Raw genomic sequence first — 20,126 nt, forward strand, 5'->3', positions numbered from 1 at the left:
CAGGTGGAGGCAATCATGCAGGACGACCGCATGGCCATGCCCGTGCCGGACGAAGCGGGCGCAAAGGCTTCGCTGGGCCATGTGCTGGTCTCGTCCATGCGGGACGAGGGGCCTTATGCGCTGGAATTCGTGGCCCATCACCGCGCCATCGGCTTTGACCGCATCTTCATCGCCTCGAACGACTGCCGCGACGGGACCGACCTGCTGCTGGACGCGCTGGACCGCGCTGGCGCGATCATCCATCACCGCAGCACCGTCGCACCCGGAGAGGTGCCGCAGCACGCCGCCTATGCGGCGATGCGCAAGGCGCACGGGCTTGACCGCGCCGACTGGCTGATGGTGCTGGATGCCGACGAGTTCCTGGATGTCTGCACGGGGCAGGGCAAGGTGCAGGACCTGACCGCCGCGACCGAGGAGAGCGTGGACATCGTGATGCTGAACGCCCGGACCTTCGGGACCGGCGACGATCCCCAGTGGCAGCCGGGCCTTGTCACCGACCAGTTCACCCGGCGCCTGCCCGAGCGGCATCGCGCGAACGGCCCCGTCAAGACCCTGACGCGGGGGATCGGGCGGTTCCGGCAGATCCACAACCACTCGGTCATGGGATATCGCGGGGACGGCGACCTGCTGGTGATGCGGGCGGATGGCTCGACCTTCGCAATCCCGCCGGGCGGCAAGCTGTGGGCCTTCCTGCGCAACGTTCCGGTCGAGGACATCCGCTACGGCATGGCGCATTACAACCATTACGCGGTCAAGTCGCTGGCCTCGTTCCTGCTGCGGCAGGACCGGGGGCGGGGTGCCGCCCCCAAGGGGCAGCAGAACGACCGCCACACCTATCGCTATTTCGACCGCATCGCCGGGGCGGGCATCCGCGACACCGGCTTCGGCCAGCGCCACGGTGCCCGGCTGCAGGCCGAATACGCGCGGCTGATGGACATCCCCAAGGTTGCCGCGGCGCAGGCAGAAACCGAGCGCCGCCATGCCGCGCTGATCGAGGCGCTGGCGGGCTGAGCTATTCCGCCGCGTGGGTGGCGTTGTTCGGGGGAAGGGTGTGGTCCACCGGCTCGTAGCCGGTCTGGTCCTGCTGCGCCTCGGCATCGCCTGACAGCGGATCGGGCTTCATGCGGAAGCCGCGTTCAAGCTGGTCGAAGGGCGCAACCGGATAGTCGCCCGAAAAGCATGCATCGCAATATTGCGGGCAGGAATCGTTGCGGCCCTGCGCCTCGCCCACGGCGCGGTAAAGCCCGTCCAGCGAGACAAAGGCGAGGCTGTCCACGCCGATCCAGTCGCGCATTTCCTCGGGGGTCATGTTCGCGGCCAGCAGCTTGTCGCGGTCCGGCGTGTCCACGCCGTAGAAGCAGGGCCAGGCGGTGGGCGGCGAGGCGACCCGGAAATGCACCTCGGCCGCGCCCGCGTCGATGATCATGTCCTTGATCTTGCGGCTGGTTGTCCCGCGCACCACGGAATCGTCCACCAGCACGACCCTTTTGCCCTTCACTAGCGCGCGGTTGACGTTCAGCTTCAGCCGGACGCCCATGTTGCGGATCTGCTCGGTCGGCTCGATGAAGGTGCGGCCCATGTACTGGTTGCGGATGATCCCCATGCCGAAGGGGATGCCGCTTTCCCGCGCGTAGCCGATGGCCGCGGGGGTGCCTGAATCGGGGACGGGGCAGACGAGATCGGCCTCGACCGGGGCCTCGCGGGCCAGTTCCACGCCGATCTGGCTGCGCGTCTCATAGACCGACCGCCCGCCGATGATTGAATCAGGGCGGCTGAAATAGACATGCTCGAAGATGCAGAAGCGGCCCGAGGCAGGCCCAAAGGGGCGCGAGCTTTCGACCTTCCCCTTCGAGATCACGACCATCTCGCCCGGCTCGATCTCGCGCACGAACTCGGCGCCGATGATATCCAGCGCGCAGGTTTCGGACGCCAGCGCATAGCCGTCGCCCGCAAGCTTGCCCAGCACCAGCGGGCGCACGCCCAGCGAGTCTCGCACGCCGATCAGCTTGGTGCGGGTCATGGCGATGACGCTGAAGGCGCCCTCGACCCGGCGCAACGCGTCCTTCATCCGCTCGGGGATGTTGCGCTGGATGGACCGCGCCATCAGGTGGATGATGCATTCGCTGTCCGAGCCCGACTGGAAGATCGAGCCGCGCTCGATCAGCTCGCGCCGCAGGGCGACGGCGTTGGTGATGTTGCCGTTATGGGCGATGGCGCAGCCGCCCATGGCGAATTCGCCGAAAAAGGGCTGGACGTCGCGGATCGCCGGGCCTTTTGCCCCTGCGGTGGAATAGCGGACATGGCCGATGGCCAGTTCGCCCGGCAGGGTTTCCATCAGCGACGCCTTGGTGAAGTTGTCGCGGACGTAGCCGAAGCGGTGGGCGCTGTTGAAGCCCTTGTCGGGGTGGAAGGCGACGATGCCGCCGGCCTCCTGCCCGCGGTGCTGCAGCGCGTGCAGGCCGAGAGCGACGAAGTTCGCCGCATCATTGACGCCGATCACGCCGAAGACGCCGCATTCCTCGTGCAGCCGGTCGCTGTCGAATGGATCCGCAAGAAAGGGCTGCATCGCGTCGGCCTGTAGCTGTGTGGGGTGAAGGTCGCTCGGGCGGCTGTAGCAGCCCCGAGTCGAGCGGGACTGCGTCTATGTAGGATGGAACCGGTGAAAAGTCACCCCACAGGGCGGCAGATCACCGGAACGTCGCGGCTTTCGGATCAGTTCGCGGCAGGCGCGGGGGCGGTGGGCGCCACCGTGACGCCGGTCGGGCCGCAGTCGCGGACCAGTTGCTCGAAGCGGGCGGCCAGCCAGCCGGGCGCGTCCTGCGGGATCTGCTGGTTCAGTTCGCCGCTCATCTGCTGGAAGACCTGGGCGGAACGCGACTGGTCCACCATCGCGACCCGCTGCGTCGTCATCACCCGGTCGTAGACGATGAAGGCGATCACGACCAGCAGGATGCCGCGGGCCACGCCGAAGAGAAAGCCCATGCCCTGATCGACCCCGCCCAGCGCCGACCGCTGCACGACCGACGAGAACAGCGGCGTCAGGATGGAAAACACCACCAGCGCCAGGGCGAAGACCACGGCAAATCCCGCGATCATGCCAAGTTCGCAGTTGTCAGCGATGATGCTGTCCACGTAAGGGATCTGGGCGATCATCGGGCGCAGGGTCGCGGCAAAGACGAAGGCCAGCACGGCCGCGCCGATCCAGCCCATGATCGCCAGCGATTCGCGCACGAAGCCGCGCGAATAGGCGAGGATCGCCGACAGAATGATGACGGCGGCCACAATGCCGTCGATCAGGGTGAATCCGTCCATCTTCTACCGCCCTCTGTGCGGGCCTTGGCCCGGCATGATTGGGGCGGTCATCCGGCTCCGAATGTCTCGCCCGTGAAACTGGTCAGATCGGCGACCCGCGCAAGGCTCATGCCGCCGCCGCCCTCGACCTTCTGGACCTCGGGCAGGATGGCCCGGGAAAAACCAAGTTTCTGCGCCTCTTTCAACCTGTTTTCCGCCTGCGCCACAGGACGCAGCGCGCCCGACAGGCTGATCTCGCCGAAAAACACCGTTTCGGCGGGCAGGGCGTGGTCTTCCCGCGCACTCAGCAGCGCTGCCGCGATGGCAAGGTCGGCGGCGGGTTCCACGACCCGCATCCCGCCCGCGACGTTCAGGAACACATCCAGCCCGGCAAAGGGGATGCCGCACCGGGCCTCAAGCACGGCGAGGATGGTGGACACACGGCCACTGTCCAGACCCACCACCGTCCGGCGCGGCGCGGCGAGCGTCGAGGGTGCCACCAGCGCCTGAACCTCGGTCAGCACGGGCCGTGTGCCCTCGATGCCGGCGAAGACGGCGCTGCCGGGCACAGGCTCGCCCCGTTCGGACAGGAACAGGGCCGAGGGGTTGGCGACTTCGGACAGCCCGCCGCCGGTCATCTCGAAGACGCCGATCTCGCCCGAGGGACCGAAGCGGTTCTTGACCGCGCGCAGGATACGGAACTGGTGGCCGCGCTCGCCCTCGAAGTAAAGCACCGTGTCCACCATGTGCTCGACCACGCGGGGACCGGCGATCTGGCCGTCCTTGGTGACATGGCCGACGAGGATCACGGCGACGCCGGATCGCTTGGCGAAGGTCACAAGCTCGTGGGCTGCGGCGCGGACCTGCCCCACGCTGCCCGGCGCGGCCTCGACCGTGTCGGACCACAGCGTCTGGATGGAATCGATCACCGCCACCTCGGGTCGTTCCGTGTCCAGCGTCGTCAGGATGTCGCGCAGCGCCGTTTCCGTCCCCAGCCGCACCGGCGCGTCCGAAAGCCCCAGCCGTTGCGCCCGCATCCGTAACTGCGCGCCGGCTTCCTCGCCGCTGATATAGACGGCCGAGGTGCCCCGGCGGGCGAAGGCCGCGGCAGCCTGCAGCATCAGGGTCGATTTCCCGATCCCCGGATCGCCGCCGACAAGGATCGCGCTGCCGGGGACCAGTCCGCCGCCCAGGACCCGGTCCAGTTCCTCGATGCCCGAGGGCGCGCGGGCGGGCGGCGGCTCGGTCGAGGACAGCCCGCTCAGCGGGATCGTGCGGCCGCGCTGGGCGCCGAGGCCCCGGCCCGGTCCCTGGCTCAGCGGCGCTTCCTCGACGATGGTGTTCCATTCGCCGCAGGCCTCGCAGCGGCCGGACCACTTGCGATGCGCGGCACCGCAGGCGGTGCAGGTGAAGGAGGTGACGGGCTTGGCCATGCCGGCCTATGTGGCAGCCCCACCGGGCGGCCGCAAGCGCGGCGGAACCTATCTAGCAGGCGGTGGTTGGACCGCAGCACCAGCAAGGGAACGGTCATGGCAGACGGAAGCGAGGTCGCGGGGGCAACCGCCCGGTCAGGAACGCGCGCTCCGCCAAGCGACCGGCCTGACATCCGCACCGTGCTGCTGGCGCTGATCGCGCTGGTCGTGATCGGCTGGGGCCTGCGCGCGACCGGCGCCGTGGTTATCCCGCTGGTCTCGTCGATCCTGATCGCGCTGGCGGTGATGCCCGTGCGCGACCGGGTGCGGGACCGGATGCCCGACAAGCTGAAATGGCTGGGCGTCACCTCGGCCATGGCGTTGATCCTGCTGGTGGTGGCGCTGTTCTTCGGGGCGCTGTGGCTGGCCGCGCAGCAGGTGATCGCCGAGTTCCCCTCGGGCGAGGAGATCGCGCAGATGCTGCCGCAGGACGGGTCCGAGGACGAGGCGTCGGGCGGCGACACCGCCCCGGCCCTGCCCCTGAGCCTGCCCGGCGACGGGGCCGAGGCGGGGGCCGAGGCCTTCTCCGACGGCGAGGGATCGGGGCTTGAGGGGATGCTGTCGGGGTCCGGCGGCGATCTCGCGTCCCGGATGGCCAGCGGCATGGCCAGCGTGCTTGGCAGCGTGGCGACGACGGTCCTCAACTCGGCGGTCGGGCTCGGCTCGGCGCTGGTCATCATCTTCTTCTTCACCCTGCTGATCCTGATCGAAAGCGGCGACTGGCGGCGGAAGATCGCCACCATCACCCATCCGCGCGACGAATGGCGGCTGACCGAGTCCGCCGAGGTGATCGCGCAGAAGATCCGCGCCTACCTGCTCATCCGGGCAGCGCTGGGCGTCATCACCGCCGCGCTTTACGGGCTGTGGCTGTGGTTCTTCGGCGCGGGGCTGATCCTCGTCTGGGTGATCCTGACGTTCCTTCTGAACTTCATCCCCACGGTCGGCTCGATCATCGCGGGGCTGCTGCCGGTGATCTATGTCTTCATGACGCAGGACATCGGCACCGCGGTTGCGGTTGGCCTCGGCATCCTCGTCATCGAGCAGGTCATGGGCAATTACGTCGATCCCAAGGTCGAGGGGAAGCGCGTCTCCGTCTCTCCACTGGTCGTGCTGGTGGGGCTTCTGGCCTGGTCCTGGATCTGGGGCATTCCCGGCGCCCTGCTGGCGGTGCCCGTCACGGTGGCGCTGGTCGTGCTGGGCGCCCATGTGCCGGTGCTGCGCCCCTGGGCGCTGCTGCTGTCCGACCGCACCGACATGAAGGGGCTGAAGGACGCCACCCGCCCGGACTGACGGCAAGGCCGCCCGGGGCTCTGCCCCATCGTCGTATACGACGATCCCGGGATATTTACCCCGAAGAAGATGGGCATGAGGCTCACGGGGTTGTCGCCTTGCATCGGGCGGGGTCTGCAGCCATTGCAGGGCGCGAGTGACGAAAGGCCCCCGCATGGCGAACCCAGCCCCCTTTGCGCGCTATGAGTTCATGATCGCCTGGCGCTATCTGCGCGCGCGCCGCGCCGAGGGGGGCGTGTCGGTCATGACCTGGATCAGCCTGATCGGCATCGCGCTGGGGGTGATGGCGCTGATCGCCACGCTGGCCGTCCGCTCGGGCTTCCGGGCCGAGTTCGTGGACACGATCCTTGGTGCCAACGCCCATTCGACGGTCTACCTGCCGCCAAGCTCGATCGTGAACGAGCTGACGGACGAGGTTTATACGGTCGCGGGCACGATTTCCGACTATCCCGCCGCCGTCACCCGGATCGAGGCTCTGCCCGGCGTCGAGCGCGCCGATCCCGTCGTGCGCGGGCAGGTGATGGCGAGTGTGGCGGATCGGTCGAACGTGGCCGAGGTCTACGGCCTGAGTGCCGAGGACCTTGCCGCCATCCCCCGTGTCGCCAACCCGGAAACGGCCGAGGGCAACCTGTCCGATTTTGACGAAGGCGTGGCCATCGGCATCGGCATGGCGCGGGAACTGGGGGTGAATGTCGGGGACCTGGTGCAACTGATCTCGCCCCACGGGGCGCAGACGGCCTTCGGCACGACGCCGCGCATCGCCACCTATCCGGTCGTCTATGTCTTCTCCGCCGGTCGCTATGACATCGACCGCACCCGCATCTACATGCCCTTGGCCGAGGCGCAGTCCTTCTTCAACCGCGAGGGCGTCGTGGACGAGATCCAGGTCTTCGTTTCCGACCCCGAGGGCGTGGATGCGCTGACGATGCCCCTAATGCAGGCGCTGCCGGGCGGGATCGTCTGGACGTGGCGCGACGCCTCGGGGTCGTTCCTGTCGGCGCTGGACATCGAGGATGACGTGATGTTCGTCATCCTGTCGGTGCTGGTGCTGATCGCATCGATGAACATCACCAGCGGCCTCATCATGCTGGTCAAGAACAAGGGCCGCGACATCGGCATCCTGCGGACCATGGGCCTGACGGAAGGGGCGATCCTGCGCGTCTTCTTCCTCTGCGGAGCCTTCACCGGGATCATCGGCACCATCGCCGGGGTGATCCTGGGCGTCCTTCTGGCGCTGAACGTGGACAGCATCATGGCGGGGATCAACTGGTTCTCGGGCGGGGGCGCCTGGGACGCCTCGGTGCGCGGCATCTATCGCCTGCCCGCCGAGTTGCGCGGCATCGACATCGCCAAGGCGGTGGGGCTGTCGCTGACCCTGTCCTTCATCGTCACCATCTTCCCGGCCCGCCGCGCGGCCCGCATGAACCCGGTCGAGGCCCTGCGCTATGAATGACGTGCTGCGGCTGGAAGGCATCGCCAAGACCTACAACCCCGGCACCCCCGCCGCCGTCGAGGTGCTGCGCGGCTTGGACCTGTCGGTCGCAAAGGGTGAGATCGTGGCGCTGGTCGCCCCTTCGGGCGCGGGCAAATCGACGCTGCTGCATGTCGCGGGGCTGCTGGACACGCCCGACGCGGGCCGCGTGGTGCTGAACGGGCGCGACATGACGGGCCTGCCCGACCGCACCCGGACCGAGGCGCGGCGGCGCGAAGTGGGCTTCGTCTACCAGTTCCACCACCTGCTGCCCGAGTTCACCGCGCTGGAAAACATCGTTCTGCCGCAGCTTGCCAACGGCGTGGTGGATGGCGCTGCCCGCGCCCGCGCGGCGGACTTGCTGGACCACGTGGGCCTGACGCCGCGCGCCGATCACCGCCCGGCGGCGCTGTCCGGGGGCGAGCAGCAGCGCGTAGCCTTCTGCCGTGCCCTGGCCAACGCGCCCTCGCTGCTGCTGGCGGACGAGCCGACGGGGAACCTCGACCCCGCCACCTCGGACCGGGTTTTCGACGTGCTGATGGCGCTGGTGCGCGAGACGGGGATGGCTGCGCTGATCGCCACGCACAACATGGAACTTGCCGGGCGGATGGACAGGCTGGTGCAGCTGGACCGCACTGCGCCTGCCGCTGCATGAGGCTGTTGCGAATATAGTCGGGTTGCTGGCCTCGGCTGGCAGACCCCGGCAGGCCGCTGCAGCAAGGCCGTGCGCCGTCGCAGGGCTGAAGAGGCCGCCGCTTACCGCTTGACGAACTTGAAGAAGCGGCTTTCGGACCCGTCCTTGGTTTCCTCCTGATAAAGGAAGGCGATGGCGCGGTCCTCGAAGACCTGAAAGAACTCCTCCCACGGGATTTCTTCCAGTTTCTCGTCGCGCTCGGCGAAATCGACACGCAGGATGCCCTCGCCGTCCTCGCCCTTGGTGCCCTTGACGACGGTGGGGATGCCGCCGCGCTTTTCGATCCATTCACGGATCGTGTCGTGGTCGGTGGTGGTCTCGCCGGATGACAGGGGTTCTCTCCTGCTTCGGGTTGGGGACAGAACGCTGCGGGCGGGCAGTCTTCCTAGACGTCGCCGATGGGCGTGCCGTGATGGGACCAACTGTCGATTTCCGCGGCCACAAGCTGCTGCAAACGCCACATGTAGGGATCGTCGAGACCATGCGCGGCGAGCGCGGCGGTGGTGCGCTGCAGATACTCGGCCCCCGACCCGGCATGACCGCAGGCACGGGCGAGCCGCCGGGCCTGTTCCTCGACCGGCAGATGCACCAGCGTCTGGCCAACCGTCCCGGCGTAGAAGGTCAGCGCGTCTTCGGTCCCGCGTTCGGTTTCCACCGTGATCCAGCAGGCGTTCCGGACCAGTTCCTGCGCCACCAGTTCCCGCCGCAGGATCGCGCGCAGCGAGTCGCGTTCGGTTCCCGGCGCGATCTCCATCACCAGCCCGGCGCAGGTGCCGCCCGGTTCCAGCGCCAGCATGAGACCGGGGCAGTCGGGCGAGCCGCGCCAGTGGTCGAGGTGGATGCAGAAGCTGCGGTGCCAGCCGGGCGCGGTGCCCTTGCGAATTGCGCCCACCTCGAAGCCCGGATTCCAGATCAGCGAGCCGTAGGAGAAGATCGGCACCGGACGGGGCCGGCCTGCGGTCAGTTCCTCGGCCAGCGCATCCAGGTCGTCGTCGGTCAGCAGCGTCCAGCAGGCATCGTAGGGCGGCTCGTCCACCGAGCGGTGGGCGCGGGCGACATGGGCGGGGGTGAGGGCGAGGCTTTGATCGTTGATCATCTAGGCCTATGATCTAAGGGTTAAGTAAACATTCTTGCAGACTAAATAATCAATTACGAACAAAACCACCTGCGACGCCATTGGCTACAATCTCTTCAATAAAACCTAAAAGCCAAACTATTCCAATTGTGGCCGCAAACTGATCTGAGGTGTCTATGCGGCCGGAATAAATACCGCATGGCACAAATTCTGCCTCTAACAAACTGCTCGCCTGAGTGCCATCGTCTAGCATTATAACTTTATTTCTCCGGTAAAATACCGGTGAGCCAGACATTCCAGGTCTTGTTGCAGCATCTATGAAAAATTTTCGGGCATACTCTCCATCAAGCAAAGGCTCCGCCGCTATAGTCCCTCGTTTCCATATAGGAAGCGCCATTTCAATAGGAAATTTTTCCGGAAAGCCCACAATAAACACATCATTTGCAACTCGCAAGCCATTGCTCATGTTGACTGGCAGGCTTATATTAACTGGAGCTATAGCTGTCTTATCATTTGGGTTATTTATGTTAATCGGAAGCACAGCTACATCAACTTCGTGTCCCTTTGGGTGCATCTTCCATAATGGTTTCTCGCTCGATGATTGAAGGGGGAAGTTGCCAGTATGCAATTCTATTTCCCTCTCATCTGAGATCAGTTTTGCTGGGAACTGAACTTCAACTTCATCAGGTATGGCCAAAGAGGAATGTTTCGCTGCCCCTGTGTAAATGTCTCTCCCAGAAAAGACATGCCAATTACTAACTAGGTGCATAGAGCCGGCATTTTCATAAATGAACCCTGTCGCTCGACTAATAATTTGACCGCGAGCCAGAAGTGCTAAAGGACGGGCTACCAAAGAGGGATAGCAAACGCGATAGCGAGCAAATCTTACAGCACTTGCCTCACGATAATATCCCGAGGTCATTGCTTCATCCTCTCACACATCCAGCCCCTCGTCCCCCACGAACTGCGCGTTCTCGCTGATATACTGGAAACGCAGCTCGGGCTTTTTCCCCATCAGGCGTTCCACCAGATCGCCTGTCTCGCCGCCTTCCTCCTCGTCGATGCTGACGCGGATCAGCTTGCGGCTGGCCGGGTTCATGGTGGTGTCCTTGAGGTCCTTGGCATCCATCTCGCCCAGACCCTTGAAGCGCTGCACGTCGATCTTGCCCTTGCCGCCAATGCCCTTGGCCAGCCACGCTTCTTTCTCGGCGTCGTCCGCGACATAGACGCGGGCCGCCCCTTGCGTCAGCCGGTAAAGCGGCGGGCAGGCGAGATACAGGTGCCCCTTGTCGATCAGGGGCCGCATCTGGATGAAGAAGAAGGTCATCAGCAGGCTGGCGATATGCGCGCCGTCCACGTCGGCGTCGGTCATGATGATGACCTTGTCGTAACGCAGGTCGTCCACCTTGAAGCGGGTCCCCATGCCCACGCCCAGCGCCTGGCACAGATCCGCGATCTCTTGGTTCTGGCCGAGCTTCGACGAAGACGCGCCCAGCACGTTCAGGATCTTGCCCCGGATGGGCATGATCGCCTGCGTCGTGCGTTCGCGCGCCGACTTGGCCGAGCCGCCCGCCGAGTCGCCCTCGACGATGAACAGTTCCGTCCCCTCGCGGGCGTTGGCCGAGCAGTCCACCAGCTTGCCGGGCAGGCGCAGCTTCTTGGTGGCCGACTTCCGCGCGGTTTCCTTTTCCTGACGGCGGCGCAGGCGCTCCTCGGCCCGCAGCACCAGGAAGTCGAGGATCGCGCCCGCCGACTTGGTGTCCGCTGCCAGCCAGTTGTCGAAATGGTCGCGGACGGCGCCCTCGACCAGACGCGCCGCCTCGGCAGTGGCAAGCCGGTCCTTGGTCTGGCCGACGAACTCCGGTTCCGCGATGAAGCAGGACACCAGCGCGCAGCCGCCCGTCAGCAGGTCGTCGCGGGTGATGTTCTCGGCCTTGCGGTTCTTCGTCAGCTCGCCATAGGCGCGGATGCCCTTGAGGATCGCGGTCCAGAAGCCCGCCTCATGCGTGCCGCCCTCGGGGGTCGGCACGGTGTTGCAGTAGGACTGGATGAAGCCGTCGCGCGAGGGCGTCCAGTTGATCGCCCATTCGACCTTGCCGGGGACGCCGAAGCGCTCGCGGAACTCGACCAGCCCGGCAAAGGGCCGGTCGGCGTAGGTGCTGGCCTTGCCGATCTGCTCGGACAGATAGTCCGACAGCCCGTCGGGGAAGTGGAAGGTCGCCTCGCGCGGCGTCTCGCCGTCGTCGATCTCGGTCTTCCAGCGGATTTCGACGCCGGAATGCAGGTAGGCCTTGGACTTGACCATCCGCATCATGCGCGAGGGCTTCAGCCGGTGGTGGCCGAAGATCTGCTCGTCGGGATGGAAGGTGACGGTGGTGCCGCGACGGTTCGGGGCGGGGCCGACCTTTTCCACCGGACCCTGCGGGATGCCGCGGCTGAAGCTTTGCCGCCAGAGTTCACGGTTCCGGGCGACCTCGACCACCATGCTGTCCGACAACGCGTTCACGACCGAGGCGCCGACGCCGTGCAAGCCGCCCGAGGTCTGATAGGCGCCTTCGGTGAACTTGCCGCCCGCGTGCAGGGTGCAGAGAATCACCTCCAGCGCGGACTTGCCGGGGAACTTGGGGTGCGGATCGACGGGGATGCCGCGCCCGTTGTCGCGCACCACGACCGAGTGGTCGGCGCGCAGCTCGACCTCGATGCGGCTGGCGTGGCCCGCCACCGCCTCGTCCATGGAGTTGTCGAGGATCTCGGCCACGAGATGATGCAGCGCGCGTTCGTCGGTGCCGCCGATATACATGCCGGGGCGCTTGCGGACGGGTTCCAGCCCTTCCAGCACCTCGATCGAGGCGGCGGAATAGCTGTCGGTGGCCGCTTGCGCGCCCGAAAGAAGGTCGTCGGACATGGGTATTCTTGCCTGTGATGATGCGGCGTCATGCCACGAAGGGGCTGGTCGGGGCAATCCTGCCCCGGCCGGGGCGGCGGTTCACGCCCGCTCGCGCAGCCACTCGGCCAATTGGCCGTCGTCGATATGGCCTTGGGCGAGGGCGATGATCTGCTGACCCATCACGTCTTCAGGCACGTCAGGCTCGATGCCGCCGTTCCAGTCCAGCACCACCTGCATGACGCGATAGGCGGTGCGCTTGTTGGCGTCGTTGAAGCAATGCCCCTGCGCGATGGCCATCGCGTAGGCAGTGGCTAGCGCATACACATCCTCGATCATGCCATAGGAGAGGCGGTTCTCGACCCGTGCGAGCGCACCTTCAAGCGACTTGTCGCGGGCACGGCCGGGCAACTCGCCCGGGTTCAGGACGATGTCGTGAACCTCCTCGACCAGTTCGGCCGAGGGCAGCAGGTATTCCATCGCGACCTCACTTGTCCTTCAGATAGTTCAGGACAGGCTGGGCGCGCTCACGCGTGCGTTCCAATGCGGCAAGCATTTCCTCACGGGTCGCATAGCGCGAAGTTACCTTTTCGGTCGCCTCGGCAGGCACCAGATACCCCACCAGCGCCGAGTTCCGCAGGATCGCCACCGGCTTGCCGCCCGAGCGTTCCAGCACCTTATGCGGCTCGCGCAGTTCGGTCATGGTAGCGATATGGTTGGTCAGCAGGCGGGTCATGATGGTGGCTCCCAAGCAGGTGCCACCAATATAGATACTACAGTATGTATTTCAATGTTCCTCTGCGGCCCGCGCGTCCCACATCTTCTCGAACGCGGGCCGGTCATGGCAAGCGGTCAGCCATGCCTGCACAGCCGGAAACTGGCCCATCAGCTCGCCGTAATCCGACGCGTAGCGGACGATTTCCGCCACGTTCAGGTCGGCTACGGTGAAGCGGCCCCCAACCAGATGGCCGTGCGTCGCCAGATGATCCTCCAGCACCTTCATCGGGCGGACCAGCCGTTCCGCCGCATCGGCGATCAGGGTGACGTCCTCGCCCGACTGCTGGCGGCCCGTGTGCAGCATCATGATCGTCAGCGCGTCGGGCTCGACCGAGGTTGCCGCGTAGAAGGACCATTGCAGCATCAGCGCCTCCTCGGCGGCATCGCGGGGCGCAAGCTCTCCGCCGTGCTTCTTCGCCAGATACAGAGTGCAGGCGAGCGATTCCGACAGCACCAGCCCGTCATCCTCGATCACCGGGATCGCGCCGGCGGGCGACAGCGCCAGGAAGGACGGCGAGCGGGTGTTGACCGGCGCATCCGGCGCATCCGGGAAGGGCAGCTTGTAGGCCTGGATCACCCGCTCCTGCCGGAAGGGCAGGCCGAGTTCGTGGCAAAGCCAGACGATGCGGGATGCGCGGGAACGGGTGACGCCGTGGATGGTCAGCATGGAAAACCTCAGGGGCCGGAAGGGACTGCGCGCCCATGAAAGGCCGCCGGTGCGCGGCGTCAACAGGAAGGAAGTCCAACCCCCCGTTTCCACTCGCAATCCCCTTTGGACAGGAATAAAGCGGCAGCCAGCAACCGGCGGATGACCCGCCCCTGAAAGGACGAAGATGGCCGCAGAACCGCGCATCATCACCACGACCGAAGACCTCGCGGCATTCTGCGAACTCGCCAAGGCCCAGCCCTATGTGACGCTCGACACCGAGTTCCTGCGCGAGCGGACCTATTATTCCAAGCTCTGCCTGATCCAGATGGCGCTGCCTCCCGCATCCGGTCCCAAGGCCGAGGGGGGACCCGCCACGCTGGTCGATCCGCTGGCGCCGGGCCTGTCGCTTGAACCGCTGTATGACCTGTTCCGCCATACCGCGACGGTCAAGGTCTTCCACGCCGCCCGGCAGGATCTGGAGATCTTCTTCCACGACGCGGGCGTATTCCCCGATCCGCTGTTCGACACCCAGGTCGCGGCGATGGTCTGCGGCTTCGGCGAGCAGGCAGGATACGAGACGCTGGTCAAGCGCATCGCCAAGCAGCCGCTGGACAAGTCCTCGCGCTTCACCGACTGGTCGCGCCGTCCGCTGACGCAGGCGCAGGCAGAATATGCGCTGGCCGACGTGACCCATCTGCGGGCGATCTACGAATTCCTTTCGGCGCAGTTGCAGAAGACCGGGCGGGATGCGTGGGTGGCGGAAGAGGCGCAGGCGCTCATCAACCCCGAGACCTACATCAGCCGCCCCGAGGAAGCGTGGGAACGGGTGCGGACGCGCTCCGGCTCTCCGCGCTTCCTGGCGGTGGTGCGGGAACTTGCGCGGTTCCGGGAAATCCATGCCCAGACCCGCGATATTCCCCGCTCGCGCGTGTTCAAGGACGACGCGATGATCGAACTGGCCTCGACCAAGCCGCTGACCGAGGATGACCTTGGCAAGTCGCGCCTGCTTCTGCGCGATGCGCGGCGGGGCGAGATCGCGCAGGGCATCCTTGAGGCCGTGAAGGCGGGCATTGAGGCCACCGACCTGCCCAAGGTTGCCCCTGACGAGCCCGGCAAGCCCGGCAACGCGGCGCTGTCGCAACTGCTGCGGGTCCTCTTGCAGGCCAAGGCCGATGCGGCGGGGGTCGCGCCCAAGCTGATCGCCTCGTCGTCGGAACTGGACGCCATCGCCACGGGCGCGCGCGACGTGCCCGCGCTGTCGGGCTGGCGGGGCGAGGTCTTCGGCGAGGACGCGCTGCGGCTGACACAGGGCAAGATCGCGCTGTCGGCGCAGGGCGGCGCGGTGCGGGTGGTCGTGGTCGGCTGACACCGGGCCTCAGCCGCCGCGGTCCTTCGACCCCTCCGCGTCGGTGTCGGGGCTCTCGCCCTTGGCCCGCTTGGCCACGGGGCTGAGCAGCAGCTGGATCAGCTGCAGCACCGTCATGGCCAGCACGGTCGTCAGTATCGCCAGGGTGATGTCGCCCAAACCGCAGCAAAGGCCGATCGCCCCGCACAGCCACATCGAGGCGCCGGTGGTGATGCCGCGGACGTTGGTCCCGTTGATGATGATCGAGCCGGCCGCAAGGAAGGCCACGCCCGATGTCACCCCCTCGATCAGGCGCAGCGGGTCGATCTGCGACGTGGTGCCGGGCGCGGCCTCAAGGCTGGTCAGTTCGATGCCGACAATGACAAAGGTGGCGGCCGCCAGCGAGATCAGCATATGCGTCCGCAGCCCCGCCGAACGGGCGTTCACCTCGCGGTCCCAGCCGATCACGCCGCCCAGAACGATCGCTGCGATCAGCCGCAGCGCGGCGATATGCAGCGGCATCGAGCCGAGCGGATCGAAAGCGCGGGCCAGATCGGCGAGAACAGCATCCATGAGGTCTCCGCCCGCTGTTTCGCGCCGGGTGCGCGGGGTCTATTCTGTGCGCGCGGCCTTTTCGTCCACGCCCGAATGGCCCTCGCGCCGGTCGAGTTCCGCCAGCACGTCCGACAGCGCCACGTCGCGCGCGGCCAGCATGACCAGCAGGTGATACAGCACGTCCGCGGCTTCCGCCGTCAGGCGGGCGCGGTCGCCGCGCACGGCCTCGATGATGGCTTCGACGGCTTCCTCGCCGAATTTCTCGGCGCATTTCTCGGGGCCTTTGGCCAGAAGCTGCGCGGTCCAGCTTGACGAGGGATCGGCGCCGCGGCGGGATTCGATGGTCGCGGCCAAGCGTTCCAGCGCGGTCATTCCAGCCTCACGGGGATGCCGGTGGCGGCCATGTGGGCCTTGGCCTCGGCGATGCTGTAGGTGCCGAAGTGGAAGATCGACGCCGCCAGCACGGCGGAGGCATGGCCGTCGCGGACACCTTCGACGAGGTGGTCCAGCGTGCCCACGCCACCCGAGGCGATCACGGGGATGTCCACCGCATCCGCCACCGCGCGGGTCAGCGGAATGTTGAAGCCCGCGCGGGTGCCATCGCGGTCCATCGAGGTCAGCAGGATTTCGCCCGCGCCCTTCTCCGCCACGGTTCGGGCGAACTCGACCGCGTCGATGCCGGTCGGGCGGCGGCCGCCGTGGGTGAAGATCTCCCAGCGGCCCGGCTCGACCGTCTTGGCGTCGATGGCGCAGACGATGCACTGGCTGCCGAAACGGTCCGCCGCCCGCGCGATCACGTCGGGGTCGGCGACGGCGGCCGAGTTGAAGCTGACCTTGTCGGCGCCCGCCAGCAGCAGCGCCCGCACATCCTCGGGCGTCCGCACGCCGCCGCCGACGGTCAGCGGGATGAAGCACTGTTCCGCCGTCCGGGTCACGAGGTCATACATCGTGCCGCGGTTTTCATGCGTGGCGTGGATGTCGAGGAAGCACAGCTCGTCCGCCCCTGCCGCGTCATAGGCGGCGGCGGCCTGCACAGGGTCGCCCGCGTCGATGAGGTCCACGAAGTTGACGCCCTTGACCACGCGACCATCGGCCACGTCGAGGCAGGGGATGATGCGTGTCTTCAGCATGGCCGCCTGATAGCGCGGCGCACCGGCAGGGGGAAGGGTCTGCGGGGCCGCCGCGCTGCCGCGTCACCCGTCACACGACGAGGGCCGCCAGCCCCACGCTGATCGCCGCCGTGGCGGCGGTGTAGTCCAGCCACATGCGCGTCAGCAGGAAGTCCGTGCCGCGTCTTGGACTGGTCCAGCCGCCAGCCGAGCGGAACGCGTTCGAGGCAAGGATCGCAAGCCCGATCGCGGCATGGACGAAGACATAGGCGGCAAGCCCGTTCAGCGTGGCCCCCAGCGCATGGACGCGGGGATCGGGCAGATGGCCGCTGGCAGGCAGCCAGAAGACCAGCGCTGTGGCAACCGCCAGTGCGCCCGCGGTGAACAGCATCCAGCGGCCCTTGGGCTCGCCCTTGTCATTGGCGCGGATCGTGGCGCGGGACAGGCCCGCCGCCACCGCGATCAGCAACACGGCGGCCAGCGCCGCCAGCGCCACGCCGGGGCCGCGCATCGCCATCGCCTCGGGCGGCGGCGGCCAGCCCGGCGCGGTCAGCCGGAGGTAAAGAACGCCGAAGCCCAGCGATGCGAACATCGCCCCATTGGCCAGCAGCGTGACGCGCAGGCCCCAGGTCGGCAACGAGTTCCTGACCTCGGGATGGGGCGGCAGCGACAGCCCCCGGCCTGCCGGCAGCGGCCCGTGGTCGCGGCCCAGCCCCGCCCCCTGCGCGGCAAGGATGAACAGCGCCGCCAGCAGCAGCGCGATTCCGGCGGCCAGCAGATAGGCCTTGAACAGCAGGCAGAGGATTCCGGCGAAGGTCACGAGCCCCTGGATCAGCGGCATGTAGGTCCGCCGGGGCAGGATGGCGATGTGGTCCGCCTTGCCCGAGACGGTGTCCACGACCATCGTCTCCATCCAGCCGCGAGGGCGCGCGAGATAGCCGTCGCCCGCCGCGAGTTGCGGGCCGAGGACGCTCGGCTCCAGCTTGTCGGCGCGGGTCTCGATATGGGGCAGGGCGCCGAAGGCATAGCTGGGCGCAGGCGTAGGGGTGGCCCATTCCAGCGTCCCCGCCTTCCACGGGTCGCGGCGGAAGCGCGGCCCGTGCCGGCGGGTCAGGATCACGTCCAGCGCCACCAGCCCGAAGCCCATCGCCTGGATGAACCCTCCGACCGAGGAGATCAGGTTCAGCGTGGCCCAGCCGTCATCCCAGAAATAGCTGTGGACGCGCCGGGGCATCCCCAGCAGGCCGGTCAGGTGCATCAGCAGGAAGGTCCCGTTGAAGCCGAGGAAGATCAGCCAGAAGGCCGGGATCGACAGGCTGTGGACCGACATCCGCCCCGTCAGATGCGGCAGCCAGTAGTAAAGCCCCGCCAGCGAGCCGAAGACGAGGCTGCCGATCAGGACGTAATGCAGATGCGCGGTCACGAAGGCGGTGTCATGGACCTGGAAGTTGAAGGGCACGACAGCGACCATGACGCCCGTCAGCCCTCCGTTCACGAAGACGATGAAGAAGCCCATGACATACAGCATCGGCACGCTGCGGACGACCTTCCCCATCGCCATGGTGGCGATCAGCGCGAAGATCTGGATCGCCGTCGGCAGGACCACCGCGCTCGAGCTGACCGCGAAGAAGTCCAGCGCCAGCTTGGGCATCCCCACGGTGAACATGTGATGCGCCCAGATCAGGAAGCTGATGACCCCCATGGCAAGCACGGCGGCCACGACCGCCTTGTAGGCGACCAGCGGCCGGCGCGAGAATGTGGGAACCAGCGTCGCCAGCATCCCGGCGGCGGGCAGGAAGATGATGTAGACCTCGGGGTGGCCGAAGATCCAGAACAGGTGCTGCCACAGCAGCGGGTCGCCCCCGCGGGTCGGGTCGAAGAAGGGCAGGCCGAAGGCGCGCTCGGCTTCCAGCATCAGGGACCCGGCGATCAGCGGCGGAAAGCCCACGACGATCATCAGGGCCGTGACCAGCATGTACCAGGCGAAGATCGGCATCCGCGCCAGCGACATGCCGGGCGCGCGCATCCGCAGGATGGTGACGGTCAGTTCCACCCCGATCGAGACGGCCGAGATCTCGACGAAGGTGATTCCCAGCAGCCAGATGTCCGAGTTGATGCCGGGCGAGTAGACGTCCGAGGACAGAGGCGTGTACATGAACCAGCCCGACATCGGCGCCACGCCAAGGACCAGCGCGGCCAGCAGCGTCAGTCCCCCGAACAGGTAGCACCAATAGCCGTAGGCGGTCAGGCGCGGGAAGGCGAGGTCGCGCGTCCCCAGCATCTTCGGCAGCAGGTACATCGCGATCCCTTCCAGCAGCGGGATCGCGAACAGGAACATCATCACCGTCCCATGCATGGTGAAGACCTGCGCATAGGCCGGCGCGTCGAGGAAGGCGGTGTCGGGCGTGGAAAGCTGCGCCCGGATCAGCATGGCCAGCAGACCGCCGACGAAGAAGAAGAAGCAGGCTGTCAGCATGATGCGGATGCCCAGCGTCGTATGGTTCACCGCCGAAAGCTGCTGCAGCCCGCGCCCCGAGGTCCAGATCGCGTCAAGCGCCTTGTGGCGTTCGAGGGGCGACAGCCCGTCCTCGGGCGCAGACGGGGCAGGGGTGGGCGCCGTGGTCATGGGGCGGAATCTCTCGGGATCGTGGTGGGGATGTCCTCGGGCGGCGGCGCGGGCGAGCCCTCGCCTTGCGCCGAGGGCGGCAGCGCGGGCGGCATCGGATCAGGGCCGGGCGCGGTCTCGGGCGCGCCGCCGATGGGACCGCCCGCCTCGGGCATTGGCAGCGGCGGCGAGGGCGCGGCCGCGCCGACTGCGCTGGGCGGCACCCATTCGGGCGCGGGCTCGGGCGCGCGGCCCTCGGCCAGCGCGGTCAGGGCGGCGGTGTAGTCCTCGGGCGTGCGGACATCGACGACAAAGCGCATGAGCTGGTGGCCCTGACCGCAGTATTCGGAACATTGCCCCTCGATCACGCCAGGGTTGTCGGCTTGGATCAGGGTCTCGTTCACATGGCCGGGGATCGCGTCCATCTTGCCCGCGAGCCGTGGCGCCCAGAAGGAATGGATTACGTCGCGGGCGGTGATCTCCAGCCGCACCGGCTGGCCTGCGGGCAGGAACAGGGTGCCCTGGCTGGCCGCCCCCGGAACCTCCGGGTAGGTGAAGGTCCAGGCCCACATGGAACCCTCGACCTCAATGCGGGTGGGCTCAGTTCCGTCCGGCAGAAGCCGCCCGGTCAGGACGACCGACCAGATGAACAGCGGGATCATCACCGCCAGCGGCAGCACCAGTCCGCCGCCGATCAGCCAGGTCTTCAGCGAAACCCGCCCGAACCGCCCGCGCGGGGACATGACCGCCAGCACCAGCAGGACCATGCCGATCCAGATCGTCAGCATGACCGCCAGCATGACCCGGCCCAGCAGCCCGATCTCGGCGGCCGAGGGTCCCAGCGGATCCAGGGCCGACAGCGGCGCGTTGCAACCCGAGGTGACCAGCACCGCACCGCCAGCCATCAGC

The 20,126-nt window shown here is 67.1% G+C and carries 19 protein-coding genes and 1 pseudogene; 5 read left to right on the forward strand and 15 right to left on the reverse strand.

Going from position 1 to position 20,126, the window contains the following annotated elements; translation table 11 throughout:
• Nucleotides 1-15: 15 nt before the first annotated feature.
• Nucleotides 16-1,011, forward strand: coding sequence for a glycosyltransferase family 2 protein (locus JGR78_RS02100; protein WP_182803913.1), 996 nt, complete (start codon nucleotides 16-18; stop codon nucleotides 1,009-1,011).
• 106 nt (nucleotides 1,012-1,117) lie between these two features.
• On the opposite strand, the pseudogene purF reads toward JGR78_RS02100, so the two are convergent.
• The 3 genes and pseudogenes from purF to radA form a co-directional block, all read right to left on the reverse strand.
• Nucleotides 1,118-2,566: pseudogene (gene purF / locus JGR78_RS02105) on the reverse strand (amidophosphoribosyltransferase); the annotation flags it as partial.
• A gap of 146 nt (nucleotides 2,567-2,712) precedes the next feature.
• The gene (locus tag JGR78_RS02110) at nucleotides 2,713-3,312 is read right to left on the reverse strand and encodes a CvpA family protein (protein WP_182791457.1); all 600 of its coding nucleotides are present in this window, start codon (nucleotides 3,310-3,312) and stop codon (nucleotides 2,713-2,715) included.
• A 47-nt stretch (nucleotides 3,313-3,359) separates the two neighbouring features.
• Nucleotides 3,360-4,724, reverse strand: a complete 1,365-nt coding sequence (gene radA, locus JGR78_RS02115; RefSeq protein ID WP_182791456.1) for a DNA repair protein RadA — start codon at nucleotides 4,722-4,724, stop codon at nucleotides 3,360-3,362.
• Between the two features lie 96 nt (nucleotides 4,725-4,820).
• Between radA and JGR78_RS02120 the strand changes: the two genes are divergently transcribed.
• The 3 genes from JGR78_RS02120 (at nucleotide 4,821) to JGR78_RS02130 (ending at nucleotide 8,179) form a co-directional block, all read left to right on the forward strand.
• Nucleotides 4,821-6,053, forward strand: a complete 1,233-nt coding sequence (locus JGR78_RS02120) for an AI-2E family transporter (RefSeq protein ID WP_182791455.1) — start codon at nucleotides 4,821-4,823, stop codon at nucleotides 6,051-6,053.
• A 154-nt stretch (nucleotides 6,054-6,207) separates the two neighbouring features.
• Nucleotides 6,208-7,506, forward strand: coding sequence for a lipoprotein-releasing ABC transporter permease subunit (locus JGR78_RS02125; RefSeq protein ID WP_182791454.1), 1,299 nt, complete (start codon nucleotides 6,208-6,210; stop codon nucleotides 7,504-7,506).
• Entirely contained in the window at nucleotides 7,499-8,179 is a 681-nt protein-coding gene (locus tag JGR78_RS02130; RefSeq protein ID WP_182803915.1) for an ABC transporter ATP-binding protein, read from the forward strand. The genes JGR78_RS02125 and JGR78_RS02130 overlap by 8 nt, the downstream gene beginning before the upstream one ends.
• A 101-nt stretch (nucleotides 8,180-8,280) precedes the next feature.
• On the opposite strand, the gene JGR78_RS02135 is transcribed toward JGR78_RS02130, so the two are convergent.
• The 7 genes from JGR78_RS02135 to JGR78_RS02165 all read right to left on the reverse strand — a co-directional run bounded on the left by JGR78_RS02135 (nucleotide 8,281) and on the right by JGR78_RS02165 (nucleotide 13,621).
• Entirely contained in the window at nucleotides 8,281-8,640 is a 360-nt protein-coding gene (locus tag JGR78_RS02135) for a hypothetical protein (protein ID WP_234450822.1), read from the reverse strand.
• Complete coding sequence (locus JGR78_RS02140) at nucleotides 8,604-9,314, reverse strand: gamma-glutamylcyclotransferase (protein WP_182791452.1); 711 nt, start codon at nucleotides 9,312-9,314, stop codon at nucleotides 8,604-8,606. The genes JGR78_RS02135 and JGR78_RS02140 overlap by 37 nt, the downstream gene beginning before the upstream one ends.
• A 49-nt stretch (nucleotides 9,315-9,363) precedes the next feature.
• Complete coding sequence (locus tag JGR78_RS02145; RefSeq protein WP_182803917.1) at nucleotides 9,364-10,215, reverse strand: serine protease; 852 nt, start codon at nucleotides 10,213-10,215, stop codon at nucleotides 9,364-9,366.
• A 12-nt stretch (nucleotides 10,216-10,227) separates the two neighbouring features.
• Nucleotides 10,228-12,198 (reverse strand): DNA topoisomerase IV subunit B, encoded by a 1,971-nt coding sequence (gene parE / locus JGR78_RS02150; protein ID WP_182803919.1) that lies wholly within the window; start codon nucleotides 12,196-12,198, stop codon nucleotides 10,228-10,230.
• A gap of 81 nt (nucleotides 12,199-12,279) precedes the next feature.
• Entirely contained in the window at nucleotides 12,280-12,657 is a 378-nt protein-coding gene (locus tag JGR78_RS02155) for a type II toxin-antitoxin system death-on-curing family toxin (protein ID WP_182791449.1), read from the reverse strand.
• A 7-nt stretch (nucleotides 12,658-12,664) separates the two neighbouring features.
• Nucleotides 12,665-12,913 (reverse strand): hypothetical protein, encoded by a 249-nt coding sequence (locus JGR78_RS02160; RefSeq protein ID WP_182791448.1) that lies wholly within the window; start codon nucleotides 12,911-12,913, stop codon nucleotides 12,665-12,667.
• 51 nt (nucleotides 12,914-12,964) lie between these two features.
• On the reverse strand, nucleotides 12,965-13,621 hold the full coding sequence (locus JGR78_RS02165; protein WP_182803921.1) for a glutathione S-transferase family protein: 657 nt from the start codon (nucleotides 13,619-13,621) through the stop codon (nucleotides 12,965-12,967).
• Nucleotides 13,622-13,787: 166 nt separating this feature from the next.
• Here JGR78_RS02165 and rnd point away from each other — a divergent pair, with 166 nt between their 5' ends.
• Nucleotides 13,788-14,969, forward strand: coding sequence for a ribonuclease D (gene rnd / locus JGR78_RS02170; RefSeq protein WP_182803923.1), 1,182 nt, complete (start codon nucleotides 13,788-13,790; stop codon nucleotides 14,967-14,969).
• Nucleotides 14,970-14,978: 9 nt separating this feature from the next.
• Here rnd and JGR78_RS02175 read toward each other — a convergent pair whose 3' ends face one another.
• The 5 genes from JGR78_RS02175 to coxB all read right to left on the reverse strand — a co-directional run bounded on the left by JGR78_RS02175 (nucleotide 14,979) and on the right by coxB (nucleotide 20,122).
• A complete protein-coding gene (locus tag JGR78_RS02175; protein ID WP_182803925.1) occupies nucleotides 14,979-15,521 on the reverse strand; it encodes an MgtC/SapB family protein in 543 nt (180 codons plus the stop codon).
• Between the two features lie 39 nt (nucleotides 15,522-15,560).
• Complete coding sequence (locus JGR78_RS02180) at nucleotides 15,561-15,875, reverse strand: phosphoribosyl-ATP diphosphatase (RefSeq protein WP_182791444.1); 315 nt, start codon at nucleotides 15,873-15,875, stop codon at nucleotides 15,561-15,563.
• Entirely contained in the window at nucleotides 15,872-16,633 is a 762-nt protein-coding gene (hisF, locus tag JGR78_RS02185) for an imidazole glycerol phosphate synthase subunit HisF (protein ID WP_182791443.1), read from the reverse strand. The genes JGR78_RS02180 and hisF overlap by 4 nt, the downstream gene beginning before the upstream one ends.
• Before the next feature lie 70 nt (nucleotides 16,634-16,703).
• Complete coding sequence (locus JGR78_RS02190; protein ID WP_182803927.1) at nucleotides 16,704-19,238, reverse strand: cytochrome c oxidase subunit I; 2,535 nt, start codon at nucleotides 19,236-19,238, stop codon at nucleotides 16,704-16,706.
• Nucleotides 19,235-20,122, reverse strand: coding sequence for a cytochrome c oxidase subunit II (gene coxB / locus JGR78_RS02195; RefSeq protein ID WP_182803930.1), 888 nt, complete (start codon nucleotides 20,120-20,122; stop codon nucleotides 19,235-19,237). The genes JGR78_RS02190 and coxB overlap by 4 nt, the downstream gene beginning before the upstream one ends.
• Between the last annotated feature and the right edge of the window lie 4 nt (nucleotides 20,123-20,126).

The sequence above is a fragment of the Paracoccus sp. MC1862 genome, assembly GCF_016617715.1.
GTDB lineage: Bacteria > Pseudomonadota > Alphaproteobacteria > Rhodobacterales > Rhodobacteraceae > Paracoccus.